A 21,201-nucleotide genomic window follows, 5' to 3' on the forward strand; every position below is an offset into this window, starting at 1 on the left:
GAAGAGAAACGCTAATAGAAGATAAAAATAGACAGGAAATAGAAAAATATATTACAGGACGTCCAGCGCACCTGGGCACCCAGAGCTTCCAGTGTTTGAATCAGCACGGCAGTCTGAATGGTCATGTGGATGCAACCAAGAATTTTGGCACCTTTAAGAGGTTGCTCGGCGCTGTACTTGTCGCGCAGAGCCATCAGTGCCGGCATTTCCGTTTCGGCAATGGCAATTTCACGGAAACCCCACTCGGCGAGGCTAATGTCGGCAACTTTATAGTCTTTCATCGAAGTCATGGATTCGTTCCTTTCGCAGTATGGGGTTACAGCGCTGACTGTAGAGCAGCGGCTTTATCGGTTTTTTCCCAGGTGAAATTTTCCAGTTCCCGCCCGAAGTGTCCGTAACTGGCAGTGGGCCGGTAGATGGGGCGCTTCAGATCAAGCATCTCGATTAGACCGCGAGGGCGAAGATCGAAGTGTTCACGCACCAGGCTGGCAATCTCATCATCACTGAGCTTCCCGGTGCCAAAAGTGTTGATACTGATTGACGTGGGTTCAGCGACTCCGATCGCGTAGGACACTTGGATTTCACAGCGCTCGGCAAGACCAGCAGCAACGATATTCTTTGCAACATAGCGGCCAGCGTAGGCGGCAGAACGGTCAACCTTGGAAGGGTCTTTTCCTGAAAATGCGCCGCCACCGTGGTGGGCCATACCACCGTAGGTATCAACAATGATTTTCCGTCCGGTGAGGCCGCAATCGCCCATGGGGCCACCAATAATGAACTGACCTGTGGGGTTAATGTGATACAGGGTGTCGCTGTGCAGCCATTCCTCCGGCAGTACGTGGTTGATGATCTCTTCACGTACGGCTTCCTGCAGGTCAGAAAGGGAAATATCTGGGGCGTGCTGGGTGGATAAAACCACGGCATCAACGGCCACCGGCTTACCATCGGCATAGCGAAGGGTTACCTGGCTTTTGGCGTCGGGGCGAAGCCAGGGGAGAACACCACTTTTGCGCAGGTGAGCCTGCCGCTCCACCAATCGGTGGGCGTAATAAATGGGAGCGGGCATCAGCACGTCAGTCTCGTTGGTGGCGTAGCCAAACATTAATCCCTGATCGCCGGCGCCCAGATCCTTGGCTTCTGCTTCATCGACACCCATGGCGATATCGCCAGATTGCTTACCTATGGCATTGAGTACGGCACAGGAGGCACCATCAAAACCCACATCGGAGCTGTCGTAGCCAATATCGAGGATAACGCTGCGTACAATCTCTTCGAGGTCTACATAGGTATTGGTGCGTACTTCGCCGGCAATAATAGCCATGCCGGTCTTCACCAGGGTTTCTACAGCGACCCGCGAGTTAGGGTCATCGCTAAGAATAGCGTCCAGAACGGCGTCTGAGATCTGGTCTGCCATCTTGTCGGGGTGGCCTTCTGAAACGGATTCTGAAGTGAAAATACTGTAGTTCGACATGGTCGGTGGTCCTTTTAGTGCTTATCAGCAAGCTATCGGCCGGTGGTGGCCGCAACGGTCGGTTTGAAAAATTGTCGCAACTGAATCTGAAAACCGTTGCGTTGTGCCAGAAACAGGCTTTCGCCTTCTTTCAGGCTGGCATTTCCGGCCCAATGGGAAAGGTCTTCAGGGTCAAAGCCCAGCCACAGGTCGCCACAGGACTCCCGCGCCCAGCTCTGGTCGTGGTGGCAGAGTTCCGTGACCAGTAGTGCACCGCCTGGGTTCAATAGCTGGGCCAGGTCAGAGAATATTTTTGCCGGGTCCGGCGTGTGGTGCAGCACCATGTTCAGGGTGACGCAGTCTGCGTACAGTGATTGCGACAGGGCGAACTCGGTATCTCCGTGTAGCAACTGAACGTTATCCAGTTGCTGCTCATTGACAAGTTGCCTGGCCCGGTCGAGCATTTCAGCGGAATTGTCCAGTGCGGTGACCCGCTCAAAGCGGCTTGCCAGGGCTGGTAGAAAACCGCCTTCACCCGGACCAACTTCCAGAGCGTGCTGTCGGCTGACGGCTGTGCTATCCAGGAGTTCGGTGGCGGGTTCGCCGTACTGTTCAAAACTGGCGATCAGGTCCTGGTTAACATGAAGGCGCGCCGCATTTTGCCTGAAGAAATCCTGTGAGGCCTCGGTGCGTTCGCGGTGTACCTGCTGAATACGTTCTTGAATTGCCGCGGGTATGCTGAGTTGATCAACCGCGCTGAACAGGGCCAGCTGGAATTCCCTACCGCCGGAACCTTCGATAGCGGGCGCGCGGCGGTAAAAAATACTGTTGCCTTCACGGCGCGTTGCCACCAGTCCGGATTTTGACAGCACCTTGAGGTGGTGGCTCATCCCCGATTGTCCGATATCAAAGATCTGGCTCAGTTCCAGTACCCCGTAGGCGTTCTGCCGCAATACCCTCAGAATCTCCAGGCGCAGGCCGTCCCCTACTGCCTTGCAGTAGGCCGCCAGTTCGCTGGCATCCGGAAAGGGCGCGGGAGTGTCGATTTTTAGTAATGCCTGTGACATGGGTCAGCACCTTATCACAGCAGGAAATCTATATCAAAAAATATTGATATAGATAAAAGGCGCCGACTGGCTGTTTACTGAGTAGCGCGAGTACGAGAAAATAGCGCCCCTTTTGAAATCCCCGATTTATCCTGCAGGAGCAAGCCCCCGATGCATTCCAGACGTGATCTCGCCAACGCCATTCGAGCACTGAGTATGGACGCCGTTCAACAGGCCAATAGTGGCCATCCCGGCGCCCCGATGGGTATGGCGGATATCGCCGAAGTGCTGTGGAATGACTACCTGGTACATAACCCCTCCGATCCCGCCTGGGCCAACCGTGACCGCTTTGTCCTGTCCAACGGCCATGGTTCGATGCTGTTGTATTCACTATTGCATCTCACCGGCTACGATCTGCCCCTGGAGGAGTTGAAGAACTTCCGTCAGTTGCATTCACGCACCCCCGGTCACCCGGAATATGGCTATGCCCCCGGTGTTGAAACCACCACCGGGCCATTGGGGCAGGGCATCAGTAATGCGGTCGGCATGGCGCTGGCAGAAAAAATTCTGGCAGCCCAGTTCAATCGCCCCGGTCATGATGTGGTGGATCATTACACCTACTGTTTCCTGGGTGATGGCTGCCTGATGGAGGGTATTTCCCATGAAACCTGCTCGCTGGCCGGTACCCAGAAGCTGGGTAAACTGATCGCGTTCTACGATGACAACGGCATCTCCATCGATGGTGAAGTTGAGGGCTGGTTTACAGACAATACACCCGGTCGTTTCGAGGCCTACGGTTGGCAAGTGATTCCCAACGTCGATGGTCATGACCCGGCAGCTATTAAGGCCGCCATTGAAATGGCGCGTCTTGAAACAGAAAAACCGACCCTGATTTGCTGCAAAACCATTATTGGCTTTGGTTCGCCTAACAAGCAGGGTAAAGAAGAATGTCACGGTGCGCCCCTAGGCGCCGATGAAATTCTGTTGGCAAGAGAACAGCTGGGCTGGAACCATGGCCCCTTTGAAGTGCCCGAGGAAATTTACGCCGGCTGGAATGCCAGAGAAAAAGGTCAGAAAGCACAGTCTTCCTGGCAGCAGGCTTTTGAGAACTACAAAAGTGAGTATCCGGAGCTGGCAGCCGAGTTTTCCCGTCGACTGAAAGGTGCGATGCCTGCAGACTTTTCTGAAAAGGCGGATGCTTATATCCATGAGTGCCAGCAGGCCATGGAAAAAATTGCCTCGCGCAAGGCCTCCCAGAACTGTCTCAATGCCTATGGCCCGTTATTGCCGGAACTGCTGGGTGGATCTGCCGACCTGGCAGGATCCAACTTGACGCTGTGGTCCGGAGCCAAAGGCGTGGAAGCGGATGACGCCTCTGGTAACTATATCTATTACGGCGTGCGCGAATTCGGCATGAGCGCCATGATGAACGGTATTGTATTGCACGGTGGCTTTGTTCCTTATGGCGCAACATTCCTGATGTTCATGGAATATGCCCGCAACGCAGTGCGTATGGCCGCGCTGATGAAGCAGAAGACTATTTTCGTCTATACCCACGATTCCATTGGTCTGGGTGAGGACGGTCCCACCCACCAGCCGGTTGAGCAACTGACGGCCTTGCGTTCCACTCCCAACCTGCAAACCTGGCGTCCCTGCGATACCGTTGAGTCGGCCGTGTGCTGGAAGCAGGCCATTATGCGTAAAGATGGACCTAGCGCCCTGATTTTCTCGCGGCAGGGATTGGCGCCAATGCCTCGCAACGATGAACAGCTGGCCAATGTGCAGCGCGGTGGCTATGTACTGAAAGACTGCGAGGGCAAACCCCAGACCATTCTGATTGCCACCGGCTCGGAAGTGGCCTTGGCCATTGAAGCGGCGGCAGCCCTCGGTGCACAGGGTGTAGCTGTCAGAGTGGTGTCCATGCCCTGCGCCGAAGTGTTCGATGCCCAGGATTCAACCTATCGCGACAGCGTACTGATTCCCCAGGTCCGGGCTCGGGTGGCCGTTGAGGCCGGGCACAAAGACTACTGGTATAAATATGTGGGTCTCGATGGCCGTGTCGTGGGTATGTCCACATTTGGTGAGTCGGCACCCGGCGGTCTGCTGATGGAGCAGTTCGGTTTCACCACGGAAAACGTCGTCAAGGCCGTCGACGCGATATTGTGATAGCGGCTGACTGTCAGACAGCGCCTTTGAGTGGGCACGATTTATGATTCGCGCAGCCATTAATGGATACGGGCGCATTGGTCGTTCGGTGTTGCGGGCGCTCTATGAATCGGGAGCCCGTGACGAGATTCAGGTGGTGGCCATCAATGAGCCGGCCGACTGCAAAACCATTGCACACCTGACTAAATACGATTCTACCCACGGTCGCTTTCCTGGTTCCGTGGCGGTGGAGGATGACCTGCTGACCATCAACGGTGACCCGATTTCGGTATTCCACAGTGAGGAAATTCTTGCCCTCCCATGGCGGGAGCTGGCTGTGGATGTGGTGTTGGAGTGCAGCGGCGCGTTCACAGATCGCGATACCGCGGAACAACACCTGGCTGCAGGGGCGAGCAAAGTGCTGTTTTCTCAGCCTGCGGAGCCCAGCGTTGACGCGACGGTGGTGTTAGGGGTTAACGAGCACCGCCTGACTGGCCAGGAAACGATAATTTCCAATGCCTCCTGTTCAACCAACTGCGTGATCCCGGTTATAGATGCACTTCATCGGGCTTTCGGTGTGGAGGGTGGCGTGATTACCACCATCCACTCGGCCATGAATGATCAGCCGGTGATCGATGCCTATCACCACACGGATTTACGAAAAACCCGAGCAGCTATGCAGTCCATTATTCCCGTGGACACCGGGCTGGCCCGAGGTATTGATCGACTGTTGCCGGAATTAAGTGAGCGTTTTGAAGCACAGGCCATGCGGGTGCCGACACTGAACGTGTCCGCCATCGACCTGTCTATCCTGCTGCAAGTGGATGTGGATGCCGGTACCGTGAATCAGGTGTTACAAGAGGTGGCAGAAAATCGGTTGGCTGGCATCCTCGGTTACACCGAGGAGCCGTTGGCTTCCTGCGACTTTAATCACGATCCCCGCAGCGGTATTGTCGATGCCAGCCAGACCCGGGTCAGCCAGCGGCGGCTGGTGAAGGTTCTGGTGTGGTTTGACAACGAGTGGGGCTATGCCAATCGCATGGTGGAACTGGTGAAGCACTGGGTCCCCATGTCGAGTAAAAGATGAGTATAAGAAGGTAATTTCAAGATGGCATTGAATGTATTGAAAATGGTGGATCTGGACTTGGCGGGCAAGCGTGTCCTGATCCGCGAAGACCTCAATGTGCCGGTTAAGAATGGCGTGGTGACCTCCGAGGTCCGTATCCGCGCCGCATTGCCCACGATCAAGCAGGCGCTTGCCGCGGGGGCCAAAGTGATTGTCATGTCACACCTGGGCCGTCCCACGGAAGGACAGTTTGAAGAGCAGTTCGCCATGCAGCCGGTTGCCGATCACCTGGGCAAACTGCTGGGAATAGAAGTTGCTGTCCTGTCGGACTGGCAACATGGCGTCGAGTTGGAAAATGGTCAGCTGGCATTACTGGAAAATGTCCGCTTCAATCCGGGCGAGAAAAAAGATGATGAGACCCTCTCCCGCGCCTATGCCGACCTCTGCGATATATTCGTAATGGATGCGTTTGGCACGGCACACCGCGCCCAGGCCTCCACCCACGGCGTTGCCCGCTTTGCGCCGGTCGCCTGTGCTGGTCCGTTGCTGGCCGCCGAGCTGGATGCCCTGGAAAAATCCCTCGCCAACCCGGCGAGACCGATGGTGGCAATTGTTGGCGGCTCCAAGGTCTCCACCAAGCTCACCGTACTGGAAACTCTGTCGGAGAAAGTGGACCAACTGATTGTCGGTGGCGGCATCGCCAACACATTTCTGGCTGCCGCCGGGTTGCCCGTGGGTAAATCACTCTGCGAGCACGAACTGATTCCTCAGGCTAAATCGCTGATGGCGAAAACTCAGATTCCCCTGCCAAGCGATGTTGTGGTGGGCACTGAATTTTCTGAATCAGCGACAGCGACGCTGAAACAGGCTTCTGAAGTAGGTGCGGACGATATGATCTTTGATATCGGCCCGGAAACCGCTGCCGAGCTGGCCGATATCCTGCGCAATGCTGGCACCATTATTTGGAATGGCCCGGTGGGGGTGTTTGAATTTGACCAGTTTGGTGCAGGTACCCAGGCCATTGCCGAGGCGATCGCAGCCAACCAGGGTTTTTCCATTGCCGGTGGTGGTGACACCCTGGCAGCAGTGGATAAATATGGTATCGCTGATAAAGTCTCCTATATTTCAACAGGTGGGGGCGCTTTTCTGGAATATGTGGAAGGCAAGGTTCTGCCAGCGGTAGCCGTCCTTGAAGCCCGAGCCCAAAACTGAACAGCAAAAAACAGTTACTGTATAAAGGATAATTTCATGGCACTTATTTCACTGCGCCAATTACTGGATCACGCTGCCGAGCATAGTTATGGCGTACCGGCATTTAACGTGAATAACCTGGAACAGATGCGCGCCATTATGGAGGCCGCCGATGAAACGGATTCCCCTGTGATCGTGCAGGCTTCTGCTGGCGCTCGAAAATATGCCGGGGCACCTTTTTTGCGGCATCTGATTCTGGCCGCAATTGAAGAATTTCCCCACATTCCGGTGTGTATGCACCAGGATCACGGCACCAGCCCAGCAATCTGCCAGCGCTCCATCCAGCTCGGTTTCAGTTCGGTGATGATGGACGGCTCACTGCAGGAAGATGGCAAGACGCCGGCATCCTATGACTATAACGTCGACGTGACCCGGCGGGTGGTGGAGATGGCTCACGCCTGCGGTGTTTCCGTGGAAGGTGAGCTGGGTTGTCTTGGCTCGCTGGAGACCGGACAGGCCGGTGAAGAAGATGGCGTTGGTGCCGAGGGCACACTGTCCCACGACCAGTTGCTCACAGATCCGGAAGAGGCGGCTGACTTCGTGGCCAAAACCGGCGTGGATGCCCTGGCTATTGCCATTGGTACCTCCCACGGGGCTTACAAGTTTTCCCGTCCGCCAACGGGCGATATCCTGGCGATCGAGCGTATCAAGGAAATCAATGCCCGCATTCCCAACACCCACCTGGTGATGCACGGCTCTTCCTCGGTACCCCAGGACTGGCTGGCGGTGATCAACGAATACGGCGGCGAGATTCCCGAAACCTACGGCGTACCGGTTGAGGAAATTGTCGAAGGTATCAAACACGGCGTCCGCAAGGTGAATATCGACACGGACCTGCGTCTGGCGTCAACCGGTGCTGTGCGGCGCTTCCTGGCCAATAACCCGGCCGAGTTTGATCCCCGCAAATACCTGAAAGAAACAGTCAAAGCCATGAAGGAAATCTGCCTGGCCCGTTATGAGGCCTTTGGCACAGCAGGCAATGCTGGAAAAATTACCGCGATTGGGCTGGAGGATATGTCTACCCGCTACCAGAGCGGAGCACTGGACCCAAAGGTCAACGCCGGGTAAGTCAAATCATCAGGGCGGTTTAACCGCCCTTTTTTGACTGAAAGTGGCCGGAGATCAACCCGGGAGTCAGGAGTTTCAAGCCGATGATTCATCGTAAATATCAGCACGTTCTGTTCGCGTTTCTGATGGCGCTGTTCATGTCTTGCTTCATGTCGCTGGTGATCAGTATTTTTAATGTCGGACTGGTCGAAGATATCCTCGAAATCTGGCTGCATGCTTGGGCCTTTGCCTTTGTTGTGGCATTCCCCTCGGTGATGGTGGTGGCGCCCCTGGTCAGGCGCCTGGTGGTTTTGTTGGTTCATGATGACGAGCGCTGAAAACGATCCGAACCGGGTTGATCCCGTCGAGACGGCTTCTGGCGGAAAGGCTCAGGAGCAGCTCGAAGCGTTGCGGGACAGCTTGCAGAACCTCGCCTTTGATGTGTCTGTGGATTGGCGCACCAGCAATGCAGCCGAGAGCTGGTACCTCGACTACTACGGTCTGGCGCTGCCGGATGACCTGTCCAGTGTCCGTTATTGTCTGGGCAGCTATTCATCTTCCGGCTACCAGATAGCCACCCATTACTGGTTGCCGGAAAATCCCCGAGGTACCTACCTTGTGGTCCACGGTTACTTTGATCATATTGGTCTATATGGTCACCTGATCCGTTACCTGTTGCGGCGCGGTTATGCAGTGGTTGCCTTTGATCTCCCCGGTCACGGCTTGTCCAGTGGGGAGCGCGTCAGTATCAAGAGCTTTGACCGTTATGTGGATGTGTTTTCCGACCTGCTGACGCAGTGTGAAGCCCATTTCCCAAAACCCTGGAATGCAGTGGGGCAGAGTACGGGTGGGGCAATTCTGATCAAGTATGTGATGGCGGCAAAACCCCATCACTACCCCAATGACCTCTCCGATGTCGTGGTGCTGGCTCCGCTGATCAGGCCCCGTGAATGGATGAAAAGCCTGCGAACCTACAAGGTCTTTCATCGCATTCTCAAAAAAGTGTCGCGCACCTTCCGGCCCAATACGGCCAATGAGGCATTCAACGAATTTCTGATGAGTGCCGATCCGCTCCAGTATGACTATATTCCGATCGAATGGGTGGCTTCCATGAAGCGCTGGACTGAGGAGTTTGCGGCTCTGCCACCCTGTGAATTCCCCCTGAGAGTGATACAGGGGGATTGCGACACCACCGTGGACTGGCGCTTCAATGTTGGCGCCATCCGCAGGAAATTCCCCAACATGAAGCTGGAAGTCGTTCATGGTGCCCAGCATCACCTGGTCAATGAAGTCACCTGGTTACGGGACAGGGTATTTAAGGCCATCGGCGAAGGCTGAGGTACTTGGCCACAAAACCGACGCACAAAAAAACCGCCATTCCGGCGGTTTTTTTGTAGCAGTGGCGTGTCAGGTCAAAAAAGGACTCGGCAGCGAATGGTGCCTTCAATAGCCTTCAGCTCCTTGAGAGCCAGGTCGCTGTATTCGGCATCCACATCGATCACCACGTAACCTACGGACTCAGCGGTCTGCAGGTATTGACCGCTGATATTGATATTGTTGTCCGAAAACACATGGTTGATGGCGGTCATGATGCCCGGCGTGTTGTGGTGAACGTGCAGCAGGCGGTGGGTGCCGGCGTGGGAGGGCAGAGACACCTGCGGGAAGTTCACGGCGCTGATGGTGGTGCCGTTGTCGCTGTATTTTACCAGTTTTTCCGCAACTTCTAGACCAATGTTTTCCTGGGCTTCCTGGGTGGAGCCGCCAATATGTGGCGTGAGGATGACATTATCGTACTTGCGTAGGGGTGAAACGAACTCTTCCTGGTTGGACTTTGGTTCGACCGGGAACACATCAATGGCGGCACCACTGATTTGCTTGGTTTCCAAACGGCCACACAGTGCATCGATATCCACTACTTTACCGCGCGCGGCGTTGATCAGGATGGCTCCTTTTTTCATGGCGGCCAGTTGATCGGCACCCATCATATTGCGGGTGGCTGTGGTATCCGGTACATGCAGGGAAACAACGTCAGAAATTCGCAGCAATTCCCGCAGGGAGCTTACCTGTTCAGCATTGCCCAGTGGCAGCTTGGTGACGACATCGTAGAATCTCACCTTCATGCCCATGGCTTCGGCCATGACGCTCACCTGGCTGCCGATATTGCCATAGCCGATAATGCCAAAGGTTTTGCCGCGTACCTCGTAAGCGTTGGTGGCGGTTTTCAGCCAGTCACCCTTGTGGGCGGCGGCATTTTTCTCTGGAATACCGCGCATCAGCATGATGGTTTCCGCAATCACCAGTTCCGCCACACTGCGGGTGTTGGAGTAGGGCGCATTGAAAACCACAACACCCTGCTCGGTGGCTGCCTGCAGGTCCACCTGGTTGGTGCCGATGCAGAAACAGCCGACACCGATCAGCTTGTTGGCGGCTTCCATAACACGGCGGTTGAGCTGGGTACGCGAGCGTATGCCCACAAAATGAAAGTCCTTAATCTTTTCCACCAGCTGGTCTTCAGACAGCGCCGCTTTCAGGTATTCCACATTGGTGTAGCCAGCGGCTTCCAGGGTGGTGACCGCGGAGGGGTGGACGCCCTCCAGCAATAGAAACTTAATCTTGGATTTATTCAGCGAAAAATTGACCATACGCTCCTCGATCCGGTGGCCATACAGCTATCTAAAAAAAAGGGCGGCTATGATACCATGCACGCCCTTCGATAACTGCTCCTATTTTGTAGAGGATTCCGAGATGACGGTTGCCCCCCCAGTCATTGAAAAATTGCGTGACATTGTTGGTGAACAGCGAGTGCTGACAGACGATAGCGCCTTTCAGCAATACGGTGTGGATCGGACCACAATCTGGCAGCCTGCCCCTGGGGTGGTGGTGTTGCCGGAGACTACCGAGCAGGTTCAGGAGGTTGTCCAACTGGCCAATGCGGAAAAGCTGGCGGTTGTGCCTTCCGGTGGTCGCACTGGGCTCAGTGGGGGCGCTGTGGCACTGAATGGTGAAATTGTGATTGCGCTGGACCGCATGAACAAGGTGATTGATTTCAACGCCGTGGATCGCAGCGTGACCATACAGGCGGGCATGATTACACAACAATTACAGGAGTTTGCCGAACAGCAGGGGCTGTTTTATCCGGTGGACTTCGCATCCACCGGCTCCAGCCAGATCGGCGGCAATATCGCCACTAATGCTGGCGGTATCAAGGTGATCCGTTATGGTATGACCCGTGACTGGGTGCTGGGCCTGAAGGTAGTGGATGGCAGCGGTAACATTCTCGAGCTCAACCACGGCCTGGTGAAAAACAATACCGGCCTAGATTTCCGTCATCTGTTTATCGGTTCCGAGGGCACCCTGGGTATTATCACCGAGGCGACCCTTGGCCTGGCCAAGCCCCCGAAGGAACTGAGCGTATTGGTGCTGGGTGTGTCAGACATACCCAGCATTATCGATGTGCTGAAAGTCTTTAATGACGGTATGGACCTGACCGCATTCGAGTTCTTTACCCACAACGGGATGGAGCGGGTGGTGGACCACAGCGAAGTGCCGACACCTTTTGAGTCCGAAGCGCCTTGTTACGCGCTGCTGGAATTTGAACAAACATCCGAGGCGGAGCTGGATCGTGCCATGGAGTTGTTCGAGACCTGCGTCATGGAAGGCTGGGTGTTGGACGGTGTCATCAGCCAGAGCCTGACCCAGGCGGAAAATCTCTGGAAACTGCGCGAGGATATGTCGGAAACACTCTCCCAGTGGAAACCCTATAAAAATGACATCAGTGTCAATGTGTCGCGTATGCCGGAATTCATTGCCCGGGCAGAGGCGCTGGTATCCGAGCAATACCCGGATTTTGAAGTGGTCTGGTACGGCCACATTGGTGACGGCAACCTGCATCTGAACATTCTTAAGCCCGACGAACTGTCCATTGACGACTTTACTGTCCGCTGCAGTGGTGTCAGCAAACAGATTGGCGCGCTGGTTGAAGAATTTCACGGTAGTGTTTCCGCTGAGCACGGCGTTGGCTTGCTGAAAAAGGATTTGTTAAGTTACAGTCGATCCGCTGCCGAAGTGGCCTTGATGCAGCAGGTGAAAAAAGTCTTCGACCCCAATGGCATCATGAATCCCGGCAAAGTAGTGGATGCCATCTGATATAACTCTCAGGGAGAGCCGCCGTGACCGAGCAGATGCCAGAAGAATCCTTGCCCCTCAGCGGTGAAGTGATCAGCGCGGTGGAACAGGAAAAACTCAAGAATCTCACTCTACTGGTGTATCTCCTGCAGGGGTTGAGCTTGGTGGTTGGTCTGACCGCTGTCGCTGGTGTGATTATCAATTATCTGAAACGGGACGAGGTGCGCGGTACCTACCTTGAGTCCCATTTCAACTGGCAGATCAAAACCTTCTGGTGGTTGCTGGCGGGTCTGGTGATTGGCTGGTTGTTGGCCTTTGTGTTGATTGGGTTTGTCGTGCTGTTCGCGGTGTGGGTCTGGTATATATATCGGATTGTAAAGGGCTGGCTGGCTCTCAACGACGGTAGAGGAATTGGCAATGTACTACCTTGATCACTCCCTGCACTTTGACAATGGGCGCTCGGCAGAAATTCCCGCCGGCAAAGTAGTTTGTGTCGGTCTCAATTACCGCGACCATATCAGTGAGATGGGCAGTCAGGCTGCCAGTGAGCCAGTACTGTTCATGAAACCCTCCACGGCACTCGCTTCCCTGGAAAAACCCGTGGCCATCCCCGTGGCCTATGGTGCCTGCCATCACGAAGCGGAAATGGCGGTGCTCATTGGAGAGCAGCTGACCGAGTGTACCGAGCAGCAGGCGGAAGATGCCATTGTTGGTGTCGGCGTGGCTCTCGATTTGACCTTGCGTGAACTGCAGGCGCAGTTCAAGCAGAAAGGGCTCCCTTGGGATAAGGCTAAAGGCTTCGATGGTGCCTGCGCTGCTTCGGCATTTGTGGAGCGCGCCAAGGTGCCTGACCTGCAAGACGTTCAGATTCGGCTCACCCTGAACGGTGAAGTGCGCCAGGAATCCAATACCCGCCTGATGATTACCCCGGTGCCGCAACTGCTGGCCTACATCTCCCGCTTTTTTACCCTGATGCCCGGCGATATTGTGCTGACCGGAACCCCGGCTGGTGTCGGTCCGCTGGTGCCTGGTGACCAGCTAACGGTAGAGCTGGTGGATCTCATCTCGGTTTCCACCTCGGTGGTGGCTCGGTAACGATCTACATTGAAGGCAGTGCACCTGCACTGCCGACCACCGCATCTGCTATCCTCAATGGCTCAGTCCATTCTTCAAGAGGTGTTTCCATGACCATTTCCGTAGGCGAAGCCCTGCCCAATATCACCGTGAAAACCATGGGTGAGAAAGGCCCGGTGGACATCGCAACCGACGACATTTTCAAGGGTAAAAAGGTGGTGCTGTTTGCTGTTCCCGGTGCGTTTACCCCCGGTTGCAGCCTGACGCACCTGCCAGGTTATGTGGTCTTGGCAGACCAGATCAAAGCCAAGGGCGTGGATACCATTGTCTGCATGTCGGTAAATGATGCCTTTGTGATGGATGCCTGGGGTAAAGCTCAGAATGCCGAAGCGCTACTGATGCTGGCCGACGGTAATGGACAATTTGCTACCGCCCTTGGCCTCGAAGTAGATGCCAGTGGTTACGGCATGGGCTTGCGCAGCAAGCGTTTCGCACTGGTTGCGGAGGACGGCATCGTCACCCATCTGGCGGTAGAGCCGGCGGGTGGCATTGATGTCAGTTCGGCGGAGAAGATACTTGCCGAACTCTGATCAGCCAGTTGTGCGTCCCGGACGCTATCGCCACTTCAAGGGCAACGACTACGAAGTCATCGATGTTGCCCGGCACAGCGAAACGGAGGAGTGGCTGGTGGTCTACCGGCCACTTTACGGAGAAGGGGGTTTGTGGGTGCGGCCCCTGGCGCTATTTGGGGATATGGTTGAGCGGGACGGGGAGCACGTGCAGCGTTTTGCGTTTATCGCTGCGATAGATTAGTCGGGGGTTCAGTGGCGGGGCAGTAATGGACGAACGTCAAAGTAGTCGCTGCGGCGGATCAGTTCATCGGTAATGGAGCCGATGAAGTCAGCATCCATCATACAGCCCGGTATTTCAGCAATACGCAAGAGATCCCAGAGTTTGCTGCTGGATAACATATCGATGGATGTATCGATCCAGTGATAGATGTATTCGCCGTCGCCATTCACTTCCACAAAAAAATTTCTGGCTTGCTGCCGCATCAGGTTGGCGATGGGTTGCTGGGTAATGTTTTCATTTGTTGCCTTATTCATGGCATTTTCCTCGTTCTTTTCTTTTGGTTCATGGCAAAGCCTAGTGCTGCCCTGTGTCAGCTGTGTGAAAAAGCCGTGACAAATTGATGACATTGCACCGCCCGGAACGAAAAACCGTCTGGACTTTTGGGGTTTCAGACAGCAAAGTACGCGCTCTCCAGAGTACCGGCGAGGTTCAACAACATGTCTTCAATCCTGTTTGAAAAGAAGCGTGCCAATATCAATGGGGCAGGTGCGCGACTGGCGACGATACTGGTGGGGTTGTGCCTGTCAGCATTCTGGTTGGGACAACCATTCCTGCAACGGCAAATTGCCGCCGAGGCCCTGGCGATACATCCGTGGCTGCCGAGCGGCATCTTTTCTCTGATGGTTCTGCTAGGCGGGCTGCTGTCGATCTTTTTTATTCGCCTGGGTGACTGGCGTCGTTTAAGCCTGATTGCCGGCCTGGTGTCAGGTGCCGCATTCCTGCTGCCAGGGTTCGTGGCAGGTAATGCTGTGTTGTGGTCCAGTGTTGCACTTGCCGGGTTGTTTGCCGGTTTTGGTCTGAGTGTAGTGGTGACCTGTCTGGGTGATACCGCTACCCCTGTGAGAAGTTTTGCCGGGTTGCTGTTGCTGCTCGGTCTGGTGTCGACTGGTTTGGAACAGATCCAGGAGACGTTGCTGGCCGGTTTCAGTTTTCAACAGGGGTTGTTGGGGGTGGCGGCTGCGGCCTTTGTGGCGATTCCCCTCAGCCGTCTGATGCCATCCAGTGGATCAAAACGTATCAGCCTGTTAAATGATCAGGGCAACCAGCTGTCGGCGGGGTTGCTCGCGGCGTTGGCCGGTAGTCTGCTGCTCTTTCTGGGAAGTGGACTGTTGTGGTACCTGTGCGAACCCCTTGCCAGTGCCATGGCGTTAGCAGTTTCTGCGCAGTCGGAGCTAGTGTTGATGCTGGCTGGTCCGGTGGGTGCGATGGTGGCGGCGATCCTCGCTAACCGTGCAGGTTACGCAGTGCCATTTGTTGTGGCAGCCGTCATCCTGTTGGCTGCCTTGGCCCTACTGCAATTCTTGCCCGGAGAAACTGGATATCTGACGGGCTTTAGCCTGGTTGCCGCCGCCGTGTTTTTTGCTGCTGCTTATGTGCTGGCGCTTATTGCACAGCTGGACGGCAGCGGTCGCTTTGCCCCATTACTGTTGGTGGCTCCGCTGGCTGGTCTGATGCTCGGGCACCTGGTTGCCGGAAAGTTTGCGGCTGGAGAAAACTTTCTGCTGCTCTGGGGCGGTACCGCAACACTCTGGGTTGCCGGCACGCTGTTGTTGCTCTGGGCGGGCAAAAGCCGCTAGCTGATGAACAATGATGAGACCGACGAGCAGTCGGTAGCCTCCGCGGCACAGCCCTTCTACCAACTTGGCCCCGATAAGGTAATGGATGCTGTGGAGAGTCTTGGTTATCTCTGCGACGGGCGCCAGTTTCCCTTAAATAGCTACGAGAACCGTGTTTACCAGGTGGGCATCGAAGATGGTGTGCCGCTGATCGCCAAGTTCTACCGTCCCGGCCGCTGGAGCGACGAACAGATCCTTGAAGAACACCAGTTCAGTTTTGAATTACAAGACCAGGAGTTGCCTGTAGTTGCTCCAATTCGGGATGCTGAAGGCCGCAGCCTGTTTGAATACGAGAACTTTCGTTTCGCGTTGTTTCCCCGCAAGGGTGGCCAAGGACCTGACCTGGACAATCTGGATAACCTTCACCTGTTGGGCAAACTGCTGGGCAGAATGCATGCGGTGGGTGCCGTAAAGCCATTTGTGCACCGCCCGGTGCTGAATAGCCAGACCTTTGGCCACGATGCTGTGGCAACGGTGAGTGAATTTATTCCTGCTGAACTGAAGTTATCCTATGACTCCCTGGTTAGGGATTTATTGCAGGCTGTGGATGAGGTGATTGCTGCTGCTGGACCGGTGGCGCACATCCGTGTTCACGGCGATTGCCATGCCGGGAATATTCTCTGGCGGGATGACAATGCCCATTTTGTCGATCTGGACGACGCACGTATGGCTCCGGCGGTACAGGATATCTGGATGCTGCTGTCTGGCAGTCGTGACAGGCAGTTGGCGCAACTGTCTGAAGTGGTGGATGGCTATGATCAGTTTTTCGAGTTTCAGCCCCGTGAACTGAAGCTGGTGGAAGCGCTGCGCAGTTTGCGCATTATTCACCACGCGGCCTGGTTGGCCAGCCGTTGGGAAGATCCGGCATTTCCCATGGGCTTTCCCTGGTTCAATACCGTGCGTTACTGGAGCGAACATATTCTGGAATTGCGCGAGCAGTTTGCCGAGCTCTCTGAGCCGCCGCTGCAGGTTATGTAGCTCCGTATCCGACGTTAATTAATCCCTGGCGTAGAGGGTCTTGACACCTTCCGCCGTCCCCAGCATCAATACATCCGCCGGTCGTAATGCGAACAACCCGTTGGTGACAACCCCGGTAATGTTGTTGATTTTTTCTTCCAGTTCCCGCGCTGGGCTGATGGGGTGGAGGTGATGAACGTCGAGAATCACGTTGCCGTTGTCAGTCACCACACCCTGGCGGTAGACCGGGTCACCACCCAGCTTCACCAGTTCCCTTGCCACGTGGCTACGGGCCATGGGAATCACTTCCACTGGTAGCGGGAACGTCCCCAGGTGGTCCACCCACTTGGATTGGTCGGCAATACACAGAAACTCCCGAGCCACGGCTGCGACAATCTTTTCGCGGGTAAGCGCAGCACCGCCGCCCTTGATCAGCTCCAGATGTGGATTGGTTTCATCCGCGCCGTCCACGTAGATGGTTACCTCATCGACGGCATTGAGATCGTAGACGGGAATGCCGTGGGCTTTCAGACGCTCTGCCGATGCCTGGGAGCTGGCTACGGTGCCGGCGATGCTGGCCTTGTGCTCAGCCAACAGGTCAATGAAGCAGTTGGCAGTGGAACCGGTGCCGATGCCGACAATGCTTTTGTCATCGATACGCGACAGGGTGTATGCCACCGCGGCGGTGGCCACAGCCTGTTTCAGGGCGTCCTGGGAGGAAGTATTTGCGCTCATGGGTGGGGCCATTGCTAAATAGGAGGCTGCAATTATACGGATCGCCTGCGGAAAGGACAGATAAGCCGTGACAGTGCTGGCTTTGAGCGGGGCGAAAATTTACTATTGCCCGCTAACCCTAACGGAAGTACTGGCCCGAACATGCCACAAAGTTACGTCAAACGTATTCTCAATGCCCGCATCTATGACCTGGTGGTCGAAACGCCGGTGGATGAAGCCTCGCAATTGTCCGAGCGCCTTGGCAACCAGGTGCTGCTGAAAAGGGAAGACCTGCAACCGGTGTTCTCGTTCAAGTTGCGCGGTGCCTACAACAAAATGCTGTGCCTGAGCGAAGAGCAGTTGCAGAAAGGGGTGGTGGCCGCCTCTGCTGGCAACCATGCACAGGGTTTGGCCATGGCATCGAAAAAGATGGGGGTCAAGGCCACCATTGTGATGCCGAGTACTACACCGCAAATCAAGGTCAATGCGGTGAGAGCACGTGGCGCACGGGTGGTACTGCACGGGGAAACCTACGATGAGGCGTCCGATTACGCCCAGAAGCTGGTGAAAGAAAAGGGCATGACTTACGTGCATCCCTTTGATGATCCCGATGTCATTGCCGGTCAAGGCACCATTGCCATGGAAATCCTGAGGCAGGTTTCCGGGCCACTGGATGCCGTGTTTATTCCGGTGGGCGGCGGTGGCCTCTGTGCTGGTATGGCCGCCTACATCAAGTACGTGCGCCCCGAGGTCAAGATCATTGCGGTCGAGCCGGACGATGCCGCCTGTCTGGCGGCGGCGCTTGAAAAAGGCCGTCGGGTGAGACTCAAGCACGTGGGTATTTTTGCCGATGGCACAGCAGTTGCCCAGATCGGCAAGGAAACGTTCCGCGTGCTGAAAGATACGGTGGATGAAGTTGTCACCGTCAATGCTGATGAAATCAGTGCGGCCATCAAGGATATCTTCGACGATACCCGATCCATCTGTGAGCCTTCTGGTGCACTGGGTGTGGCCGGCCTGAAAAAATACGTCGAGCAGCACGGCATTCAGGGCCAAAGCCTGTTGGCGGTGGACAGTGGTGCCAACATCAATTTTGACCGCCTGCGATACATTTCGGAGCGCACCGAAATTGGTGAGCGCCGCGAAGCCGTGTTGGCGGTTACCATTCCGGAACAGCCCGGCAGCTTCAAGGCATTCTGTACCGCGTTGAGTAAGCGCAATATCACCGAGTTCAACTACCGTATGGGCGATCCCGACAAGGCGCATATTTTTGTCGGTGTTCAGGTGAGCGGTGATGAAGACCGCGAACAGCTGGTGGCAGATCTGGTGACCAAGGGTTACCCGTTACAGGATATGACTGATAACGAGATGGCGAAACTGCATATTCGTCATATGGTGGGTGGCCGTGCTCCCGAAGCTGTGGATGAGCTGGTATACCGCTTCCAGTTTCCGGAGCGCCCGGGGGCATTGATGAATTTCCTTAACCAGCTGGGCGGACGCTGGAATATCTCCATGTTCCACTATCGCAATCATGGCGCTGCCTATGGGCGTGTACTCGCGGGCATGCAGGTGCCTGCCGGGGAGAAAAAACTGGTGAATCAGTTTCTCGATGACCTGGGCTATGTCTGGGCCGAAGAAACAGATAATCCCGCCTACACCTTCTTTCTTAGCTAAGTCGTGCTGATGCGGGGGCTTGCGGTCGATCTTCTGGCGATTGCCCGTGGCCCCTTTCTGCTGCTGACTCCCGCCGTGCTGTTTCCGGCCATGGCGGCCAGCTATCGCTTTAGTGGTTTGCTGCCTGTTGATCTGGCCTGCCTGATTCTCATCGCGGCTCTGGCTGCCCATGTGGCGGTCAACGCCCTGAATGAATACCAGGACTTTGCCAGCGGACTGGACCAGACCACGGATCGAACTCCTTTCAGCGGTGGCAGCGGCACCTTGCCTGCCAGACCACAGCGGGCACAGGCCGCCAGATGGTTGTTCATCGTCTCTTTTGCATTGATGGCGGCTATCGGTGGCTATCTCAGCTGGCGGGTGGGCACGCGAATTTTCTTCATCGGGCTTGTCGGCGGCCTGATTATTCTGGCTTATACACGCGTCATTAACCGTATGCCGTTGCTCTGCCTAGTGTCACTGGGACTGGGTTTCGGACTGTTGATGGTGAACGGTACGACCTGGCTGTTAACCGGTCACTTCCCGGCCAGCGCCCAGGTGGTTTCCTGGCTGGTGTTTTTTTTGGTCAATGGCCTGTTGCTACTGAACCAGTTGCCGGACATCGAAGCCGACCGCGCCGTCGGGCGAAAGCATATCCCCGTGCTGCTTGGCGTACCTGTCAGCGTGGGCGTGTACGGCCTGTTGCTGGTGGGTGCCTATGGCTCGCTGATACTGGGTTTTCTACTCGGCGTCATGCCGCTGGCTTCGCTATTGGCCCTGGGGACACTGCCGCTGGGCTGGCAGGTATTTCGTGCGCTTCGTGCCAGTGAGGGCCGCCGTGAACTCTTGATACCAGCGATGGGACGTAACGTGGTTCTGGTATTACTGACGCCGGTACTGCTGGGTGTCGGGTTGCTACTGGGCGCCTGAAGTCAGGCCAAGGTGTTGGCGCATCAGCTGATTGATGGTGCGTTGGTCGATCAGGGCTGGTACTTGTTGATGCCCGATGCCTTGCAAAAATACCGGCACATTGACGCCTGTGTGCAGTTCGCTTTTCCCCTGAGGTGCCGCGTTGGTGGCATAGCTCACCCCCATCAGTTCTCCTGAACGGGTTTCCAGTACCGCATAGTGGCCGGGGGGATACTGTTTGCCGCCCCAGGATTGGTAGTACTCCGGTAGGGGGATGATCTGCCCCGCCTGGCCGTGATCAGCCGTGACAATAATCAGGGTGTTGGTCTGCTTGCTGGCAAAGGCTTGTCCCACGGCCACTGCCCGATCGAAAGCCTGCAATTCGCCAATTTCCCCGCAAGGGTTGCGTTGGTGGGCCTGTTTATCAATGGAAGCACCCTCCACCATCAGAAAGAAGCCTGTCGATTTGCCCGCAAGCTGCTCCAGGGCAACGCGGGTCATCTCTTCCAGTGTCGGAGTGCCCCAATGCCTAGGGTTTTGTTGGCAACTGATGGGCGTTGGGAACACCGGCTCTCCAAGCAAGTTGAAAGTCATGGGTTCAGCGCGACGGTTACCTTCGCCTATCCATTCCACGGGAAGGTGACCGCTGGCAAATAACCCCAGCAGGGGTTCGTTGCCGTGATGCGACAGCAGCTTCTCGCGCTGTTGCAGAAATTGGTAACCGTGACTTGCCGCAATTTTTTCAAGGGGGGTATGGCTGTCGATACGGGTAAATTCTTTTTTGCCGCCACCCAGCAGCACATCCACACCGGAAGCCAGTAATTGCTCGGCAATAGAACCCTTGCCGCCCTGGCTTTGGTGGTCTGCCAGACATTGTTGAGTGGCGGGAACATAGTTGATGGGTTTGTGCATATCACCCGGATTCTGGCAGTTGCGATGGGCCGTGTGGGTGGCAAAGGCCGCGGGGGTGGCATCGGTGAGGTTGGCGCTGGTGACAAGGCCAGTGGCCAGCCCGGCCTGGCGCGCCGCTTCCAGAACAGTGGGCAGATCCCGGTCATCACCCGCACTGGTGGCAATACGCCCCATGCTGGTGAGTTCACCCGTGGCCAGGGTGCTGGCGGTATTGGCGCTGTCAGCAACATAGCGATATTGGGTGGGGTCGTCCTCGCGTAGGGTTTGCACTTTCGCAGAGCTTCGAACCGGCAACCGTTCCATAGCCAGCGTACCGTTGGCTCCGAGCAGGTAATTACGTGCCAGGGTGATCTGGTGCTCGTCCATGCCATCGCCGATAAACAG

General features: G+C 55.8%; 21 protein-coding genes and 1 pseudogene. 15 read left to right on the top strand and 7 right to left on the bottom strand.

Annotated features, from left to right (window positions below):
- Window positions 1-44 precede the first annotated feature (44 nt).
- From ACYZYZ_RS02520 to ACYZYZ_RS02530, 3 genes and pseudogenes are all read right to left on the bottom strand, one after another.
- Window positions 45-290, bottom strand: a pseudogene (locus ACYZYZ_RS02520) (adenosylhomocysteinase); the annotation flags it as partial.
- A 26-nt stretch (window positions 291-316) separates the two neighbouring features.
- A complete protein-coding gene (metK, locus tag ACYZYZ_RS02525; RefSeq protein WP_461483131.1) occupies window positions 317-1,471 on the bottom strand; it encodes a methionine adenosyltransferase in 1,155 nt (384 codons plus the stop codon).
- Window positions 1,472-1,503: 32 nt separating this feature from the next.
- The gene (locus ACYZYZ_RS02530) at window positions 1,504-2,517 is read right to left on the bottom strand and encodes a metalloregulator ArsR/SmtB family transcription factor (RefSeq protein ID WP_461483132.1); all 1,014 of its coding nucleotides are present in this window, start codon (window positions 2,515-2,517) and stop codon (window positions 1,504-1,506) included.
- Between the two features lie 150 nt (window positions 2,518-2,667).
- Here ACYZYZ_RS02530 and tkt point away from each other — a divergent pair, with 150 nt between their 5' ends.
- The 6 genes from tkt (at window position 2,668) to ACYZYZ_RS02560 (ending at window position 9,343) form a co-directional block, all read left to right on the top strand.
- Entirely contained in the window at window positions 2,668-4,662 is a 1,995-nt protein-coding gene (gene tkt / locus ACYZYZ_RS02535; protein WP_461483133.1) for a transketolase, read from the top strand.
- Between the two features lie 43 nt (window positions 4,663-4,705).
- Complete coding sequence (gene gap / locus ACYZYZ_RS02540; protein WP_461483134.1) at window positions 4,706-5,728, top strand: type I glyceraldehyde-3-phosphate dehydrogenase; 1,023 nt, start codon at window positions 4,706-4,708, stop codon at window positions 5,726-5,728.
- Window positions 5,729-5,749: 21 nt separating this feature from the next.
- Complete coding sequence (locus ACYZYZ_RS02545; RefSeq protein WP_461483135.1) at window positions 5,750-6,919, top strand: phosphoglycerate kinase; 1,170 nt, start codon at window positions 5,750-5,752, stop codon at window positions 6,917-6,919.
- A 36-nt stretch (window positions 6,920-6,955) separates the two neighbouring features.
- The gene (fba, locus tag ACYZYZ_RS02550) at window positions 6,956-8,026 is read left to right on the top strand and encodes a class II fructose-bisphosphate aldolase (RefSeq protein WP_305170228.1); all 1,071 of its coding nucleotides are present in this window, start codon (window positions 6,956-6,958) and stop codon (window positions 8,024-8,026) included.
- A gap of 83 nt (window positions 8,027-8,109) precedes the next feature.
- Complete coding sequence (locus ACYZYZ_RS02555; RefSeq protein ID WP_461483136.1) at window positions 8,110-8,343, top strand: DUF2798 domain-containing protein; 234 nt, start codon at window positions 8,110-8,112, stop codon at window positions 8,341-8,343.
- Complete coding sequence (locus ACYZYZ_RS02560) at window positions 8,327-9,343, top strand: alpha/beta hydrolase (protein ID WP_461483137.1); 1,017 nt, start codon at window positions 8,327-8,329, stop codon at window positions 9,341-9,343. The genes ACYZYZ_RS02555 and ACYZYZ_RS02560 overlap by 17 nt, the downstream gene beginning before the upstream one ends.
- A 74-nt stretch (window positions 9,344-9,417) precedes the next feature.
- Here the strand turns inward: ACYZYZ_RS02560 and serA are convergent, their stop codons facing one another.
- On the bottom strand, window positions 9,418-10,647 hold the full coding sequence (serA, locus tag ACYZYZ_RS02565; protein ID WP_461483138.1) for a phosphoglycerate dehydrogenase: 1,230 nt from the start codon (window positions 10,645-10,647) through the stop codon (window positions 9,418-9,420).
- A 103-nt stretch (window positions 10,648-10,750) separates the two neighbouring features.
- Here serA and ACYZYZ_RS02570 point away from each other — a divergent pair, with 103 nt between their 5' ends.
- The 5 genes from ACYZYZ_RS02570 (at window position 10,751) to ACYZYZ_RS02590 (ending at window position 14,017) form a co-directional block, all read left to right on the top strand.
- Entirely contained in the window at window positions 10,751-12,151 is a 1,401-nt protein-coding gene (locus ACYZYZ_RS02570) for an FAD-binding oxidoreductase (protein ID WP_461483139.1), read from the top strand.
- Window positions 12,152-12,174: 23 nt separating this feature from the next.
- On the top strand, window positions 12,175-12,561 hold the full coding sequence (locus ACYZYZ_RS02575; RefSeq protein ID WP_461483140.1) for a DUF4870 family protein: 387 nt from the start codon (window positions 12,175-12,177) through the stop codon (window positions 12,559-12,561).
- Window positions 12,548-13,225, top strand: a complete 678-nt coding sequence (locus ACYZYZ_RS02580) for a fumarylacetoacetate hydrolase family protein (protein ID WP_461483141.1) — start codon at window positions 12,548-12,550, stop codon at window positions 13,223-13,225. Before ACYZYZ_RS02575 ends, ACYZYZ_RS02580 begins: the two co-directional genes overlap by 14 nt.
- Window positions 13,226-13,314: 89 nt before the next feature.
- Window positions 13,315-13,794 carry a peroxiredoxin gene (locus tag ACYZYZ_RS02585; protein WP_305170220.1) on the top strand — a complete coding sequence of 160 codons (480 nt, stop codon included), beginning with the start codon at window positions 13,315-13,317 and terminating at the stop codon, window positions 13,792-13,794.
- Window positions 13,781-14,017 carry a DUF1653 domain-containing protein gene (locus ACYZYZ_RS02590; protein WP_461483142.1) on the top strand — a complete coding sequence of 79 codons (237 nt, stop codon included), beginning with the start codon at window positions 13,781-13,783 and terminating at the stop codon, window positions 14,015-14,017. Before ACYZYZ_RS02585 ends, ACYZYZ_RS02590 begins: the two co-directional genes overlap by 14 nt.
- A gap of 8 nt (window positions 14,018-14,025) precedes the next feature.
- Here the strand turns inward: ACYZYZ_RS02590 and ACYZYZ_RS02595 are convergent, their stop codons facing one another.
- Window positions 14,026-14,310, bottom strand: a complete 285-nt coding sequence (locus tag ACYZYZ_RS02595) for a hypothetical protein (protein WP_461483143.1) — start codon at window positions 14,308-14,310, stop codon at window positions 14,026-14,028.
- 183 nt (window positions 14,311-14,493) lie between these two features.
- Between ACYZYZ_RS02595 and ACYZYZ_RS02600 the strand changes: the two genes are divergently transcribed.
- Window positions 14,494-15,633, top strand: a complete 1,140-nt coding sequence (locus ACYZYZ_RS02600) for a hypothetical protein (protein WP_461483144.1) — start codon at window positions 14,494-14,496, stop codon at window positions 15,631-15,633.
- Window positions 15,634-15,636: 3 nt separating this feature from the next.
- Window positions 15,637-16,650 carry a serine/threonine protein kinase gene (locus ACYZYZ_RS02605; protein ID WP_461483145.1) on the top strand — a complete coding sequence of 338 codons (1,014 nt, stop codon included), beginning with the start codon at window positions 15,637-15,639 and terminating at the stop codon, window positions 16,648-16,650.
- A gap of 18 nt (window positions 16,651-16,668) precedes the next feature.
- Here the strand turns inward: ACYZYZ_RS02605 and rpiA are convergent, their stop codons facing one another.
- Entirely contained in the window at window positions 16,669-17,364 is a 696-nt protein-coding gene (gene rpiA, locus ACYZYZ_RS02610; protein WP_461483146.1) for a ribose-5-phosphate isomerase RpiA, read from the bottom strand.
- 141 nt (window positions 17,365-17,505) lie between these two features.
- On the opposite strand from rpiA, the gene ilvA reads away from it, so the two are divergent.
- Both ilvA and ACYZYZ_RS02620 read left to right on the top strand, forming a co-directional pair.
- Complete coding sequence (gene ilvA / locus ACYZYZ_RS02615) at window positions 17,506-19,017, top strand: threonine ammonia-lyase, biosynthetic (RefSeq protein WP_305170214.1); 1,512 nt, start codon at window positions 17,506-17,508, stop codon at window positions 19,015-19,017.
- A gap of 9 nt (window positions 19,018-19,026) precedes the next feature.
- Entirely contained in the window at window positions 19,027-19,926 is a 900-nt protein-coding gene (locus ACYZYZ_RS02620; protein ID WP_461483147.1) for a prenyltransferase, read from the top strand.
- Here ACYZYZ_RS02620 and ACYZYZ_RS02625 read toward each other — a convergent pair.
- Window positions 19,912-21,201 (bottom strand): alkaline phosphatase (locus ACYZYZ_RS02625; protein WP_461483148.1); only part of this gene is annotated, 1,290 nt, incomplete at its 5' end. The genes ACYZYZ_RS02620 and ACYZYZ_RS02625 overlap by 15 nt on opposite strands.

Source organism: Porticoccus sp. (assembly GCA_023261185.1).
Taxonomy (GTDB): domain Bacteria; phylum Pseudomonadota; class Gammaproteobacteria; order Pseudomonadales; family Porticoccaceae; genus Porticoccus; species Porticoccus litoralis.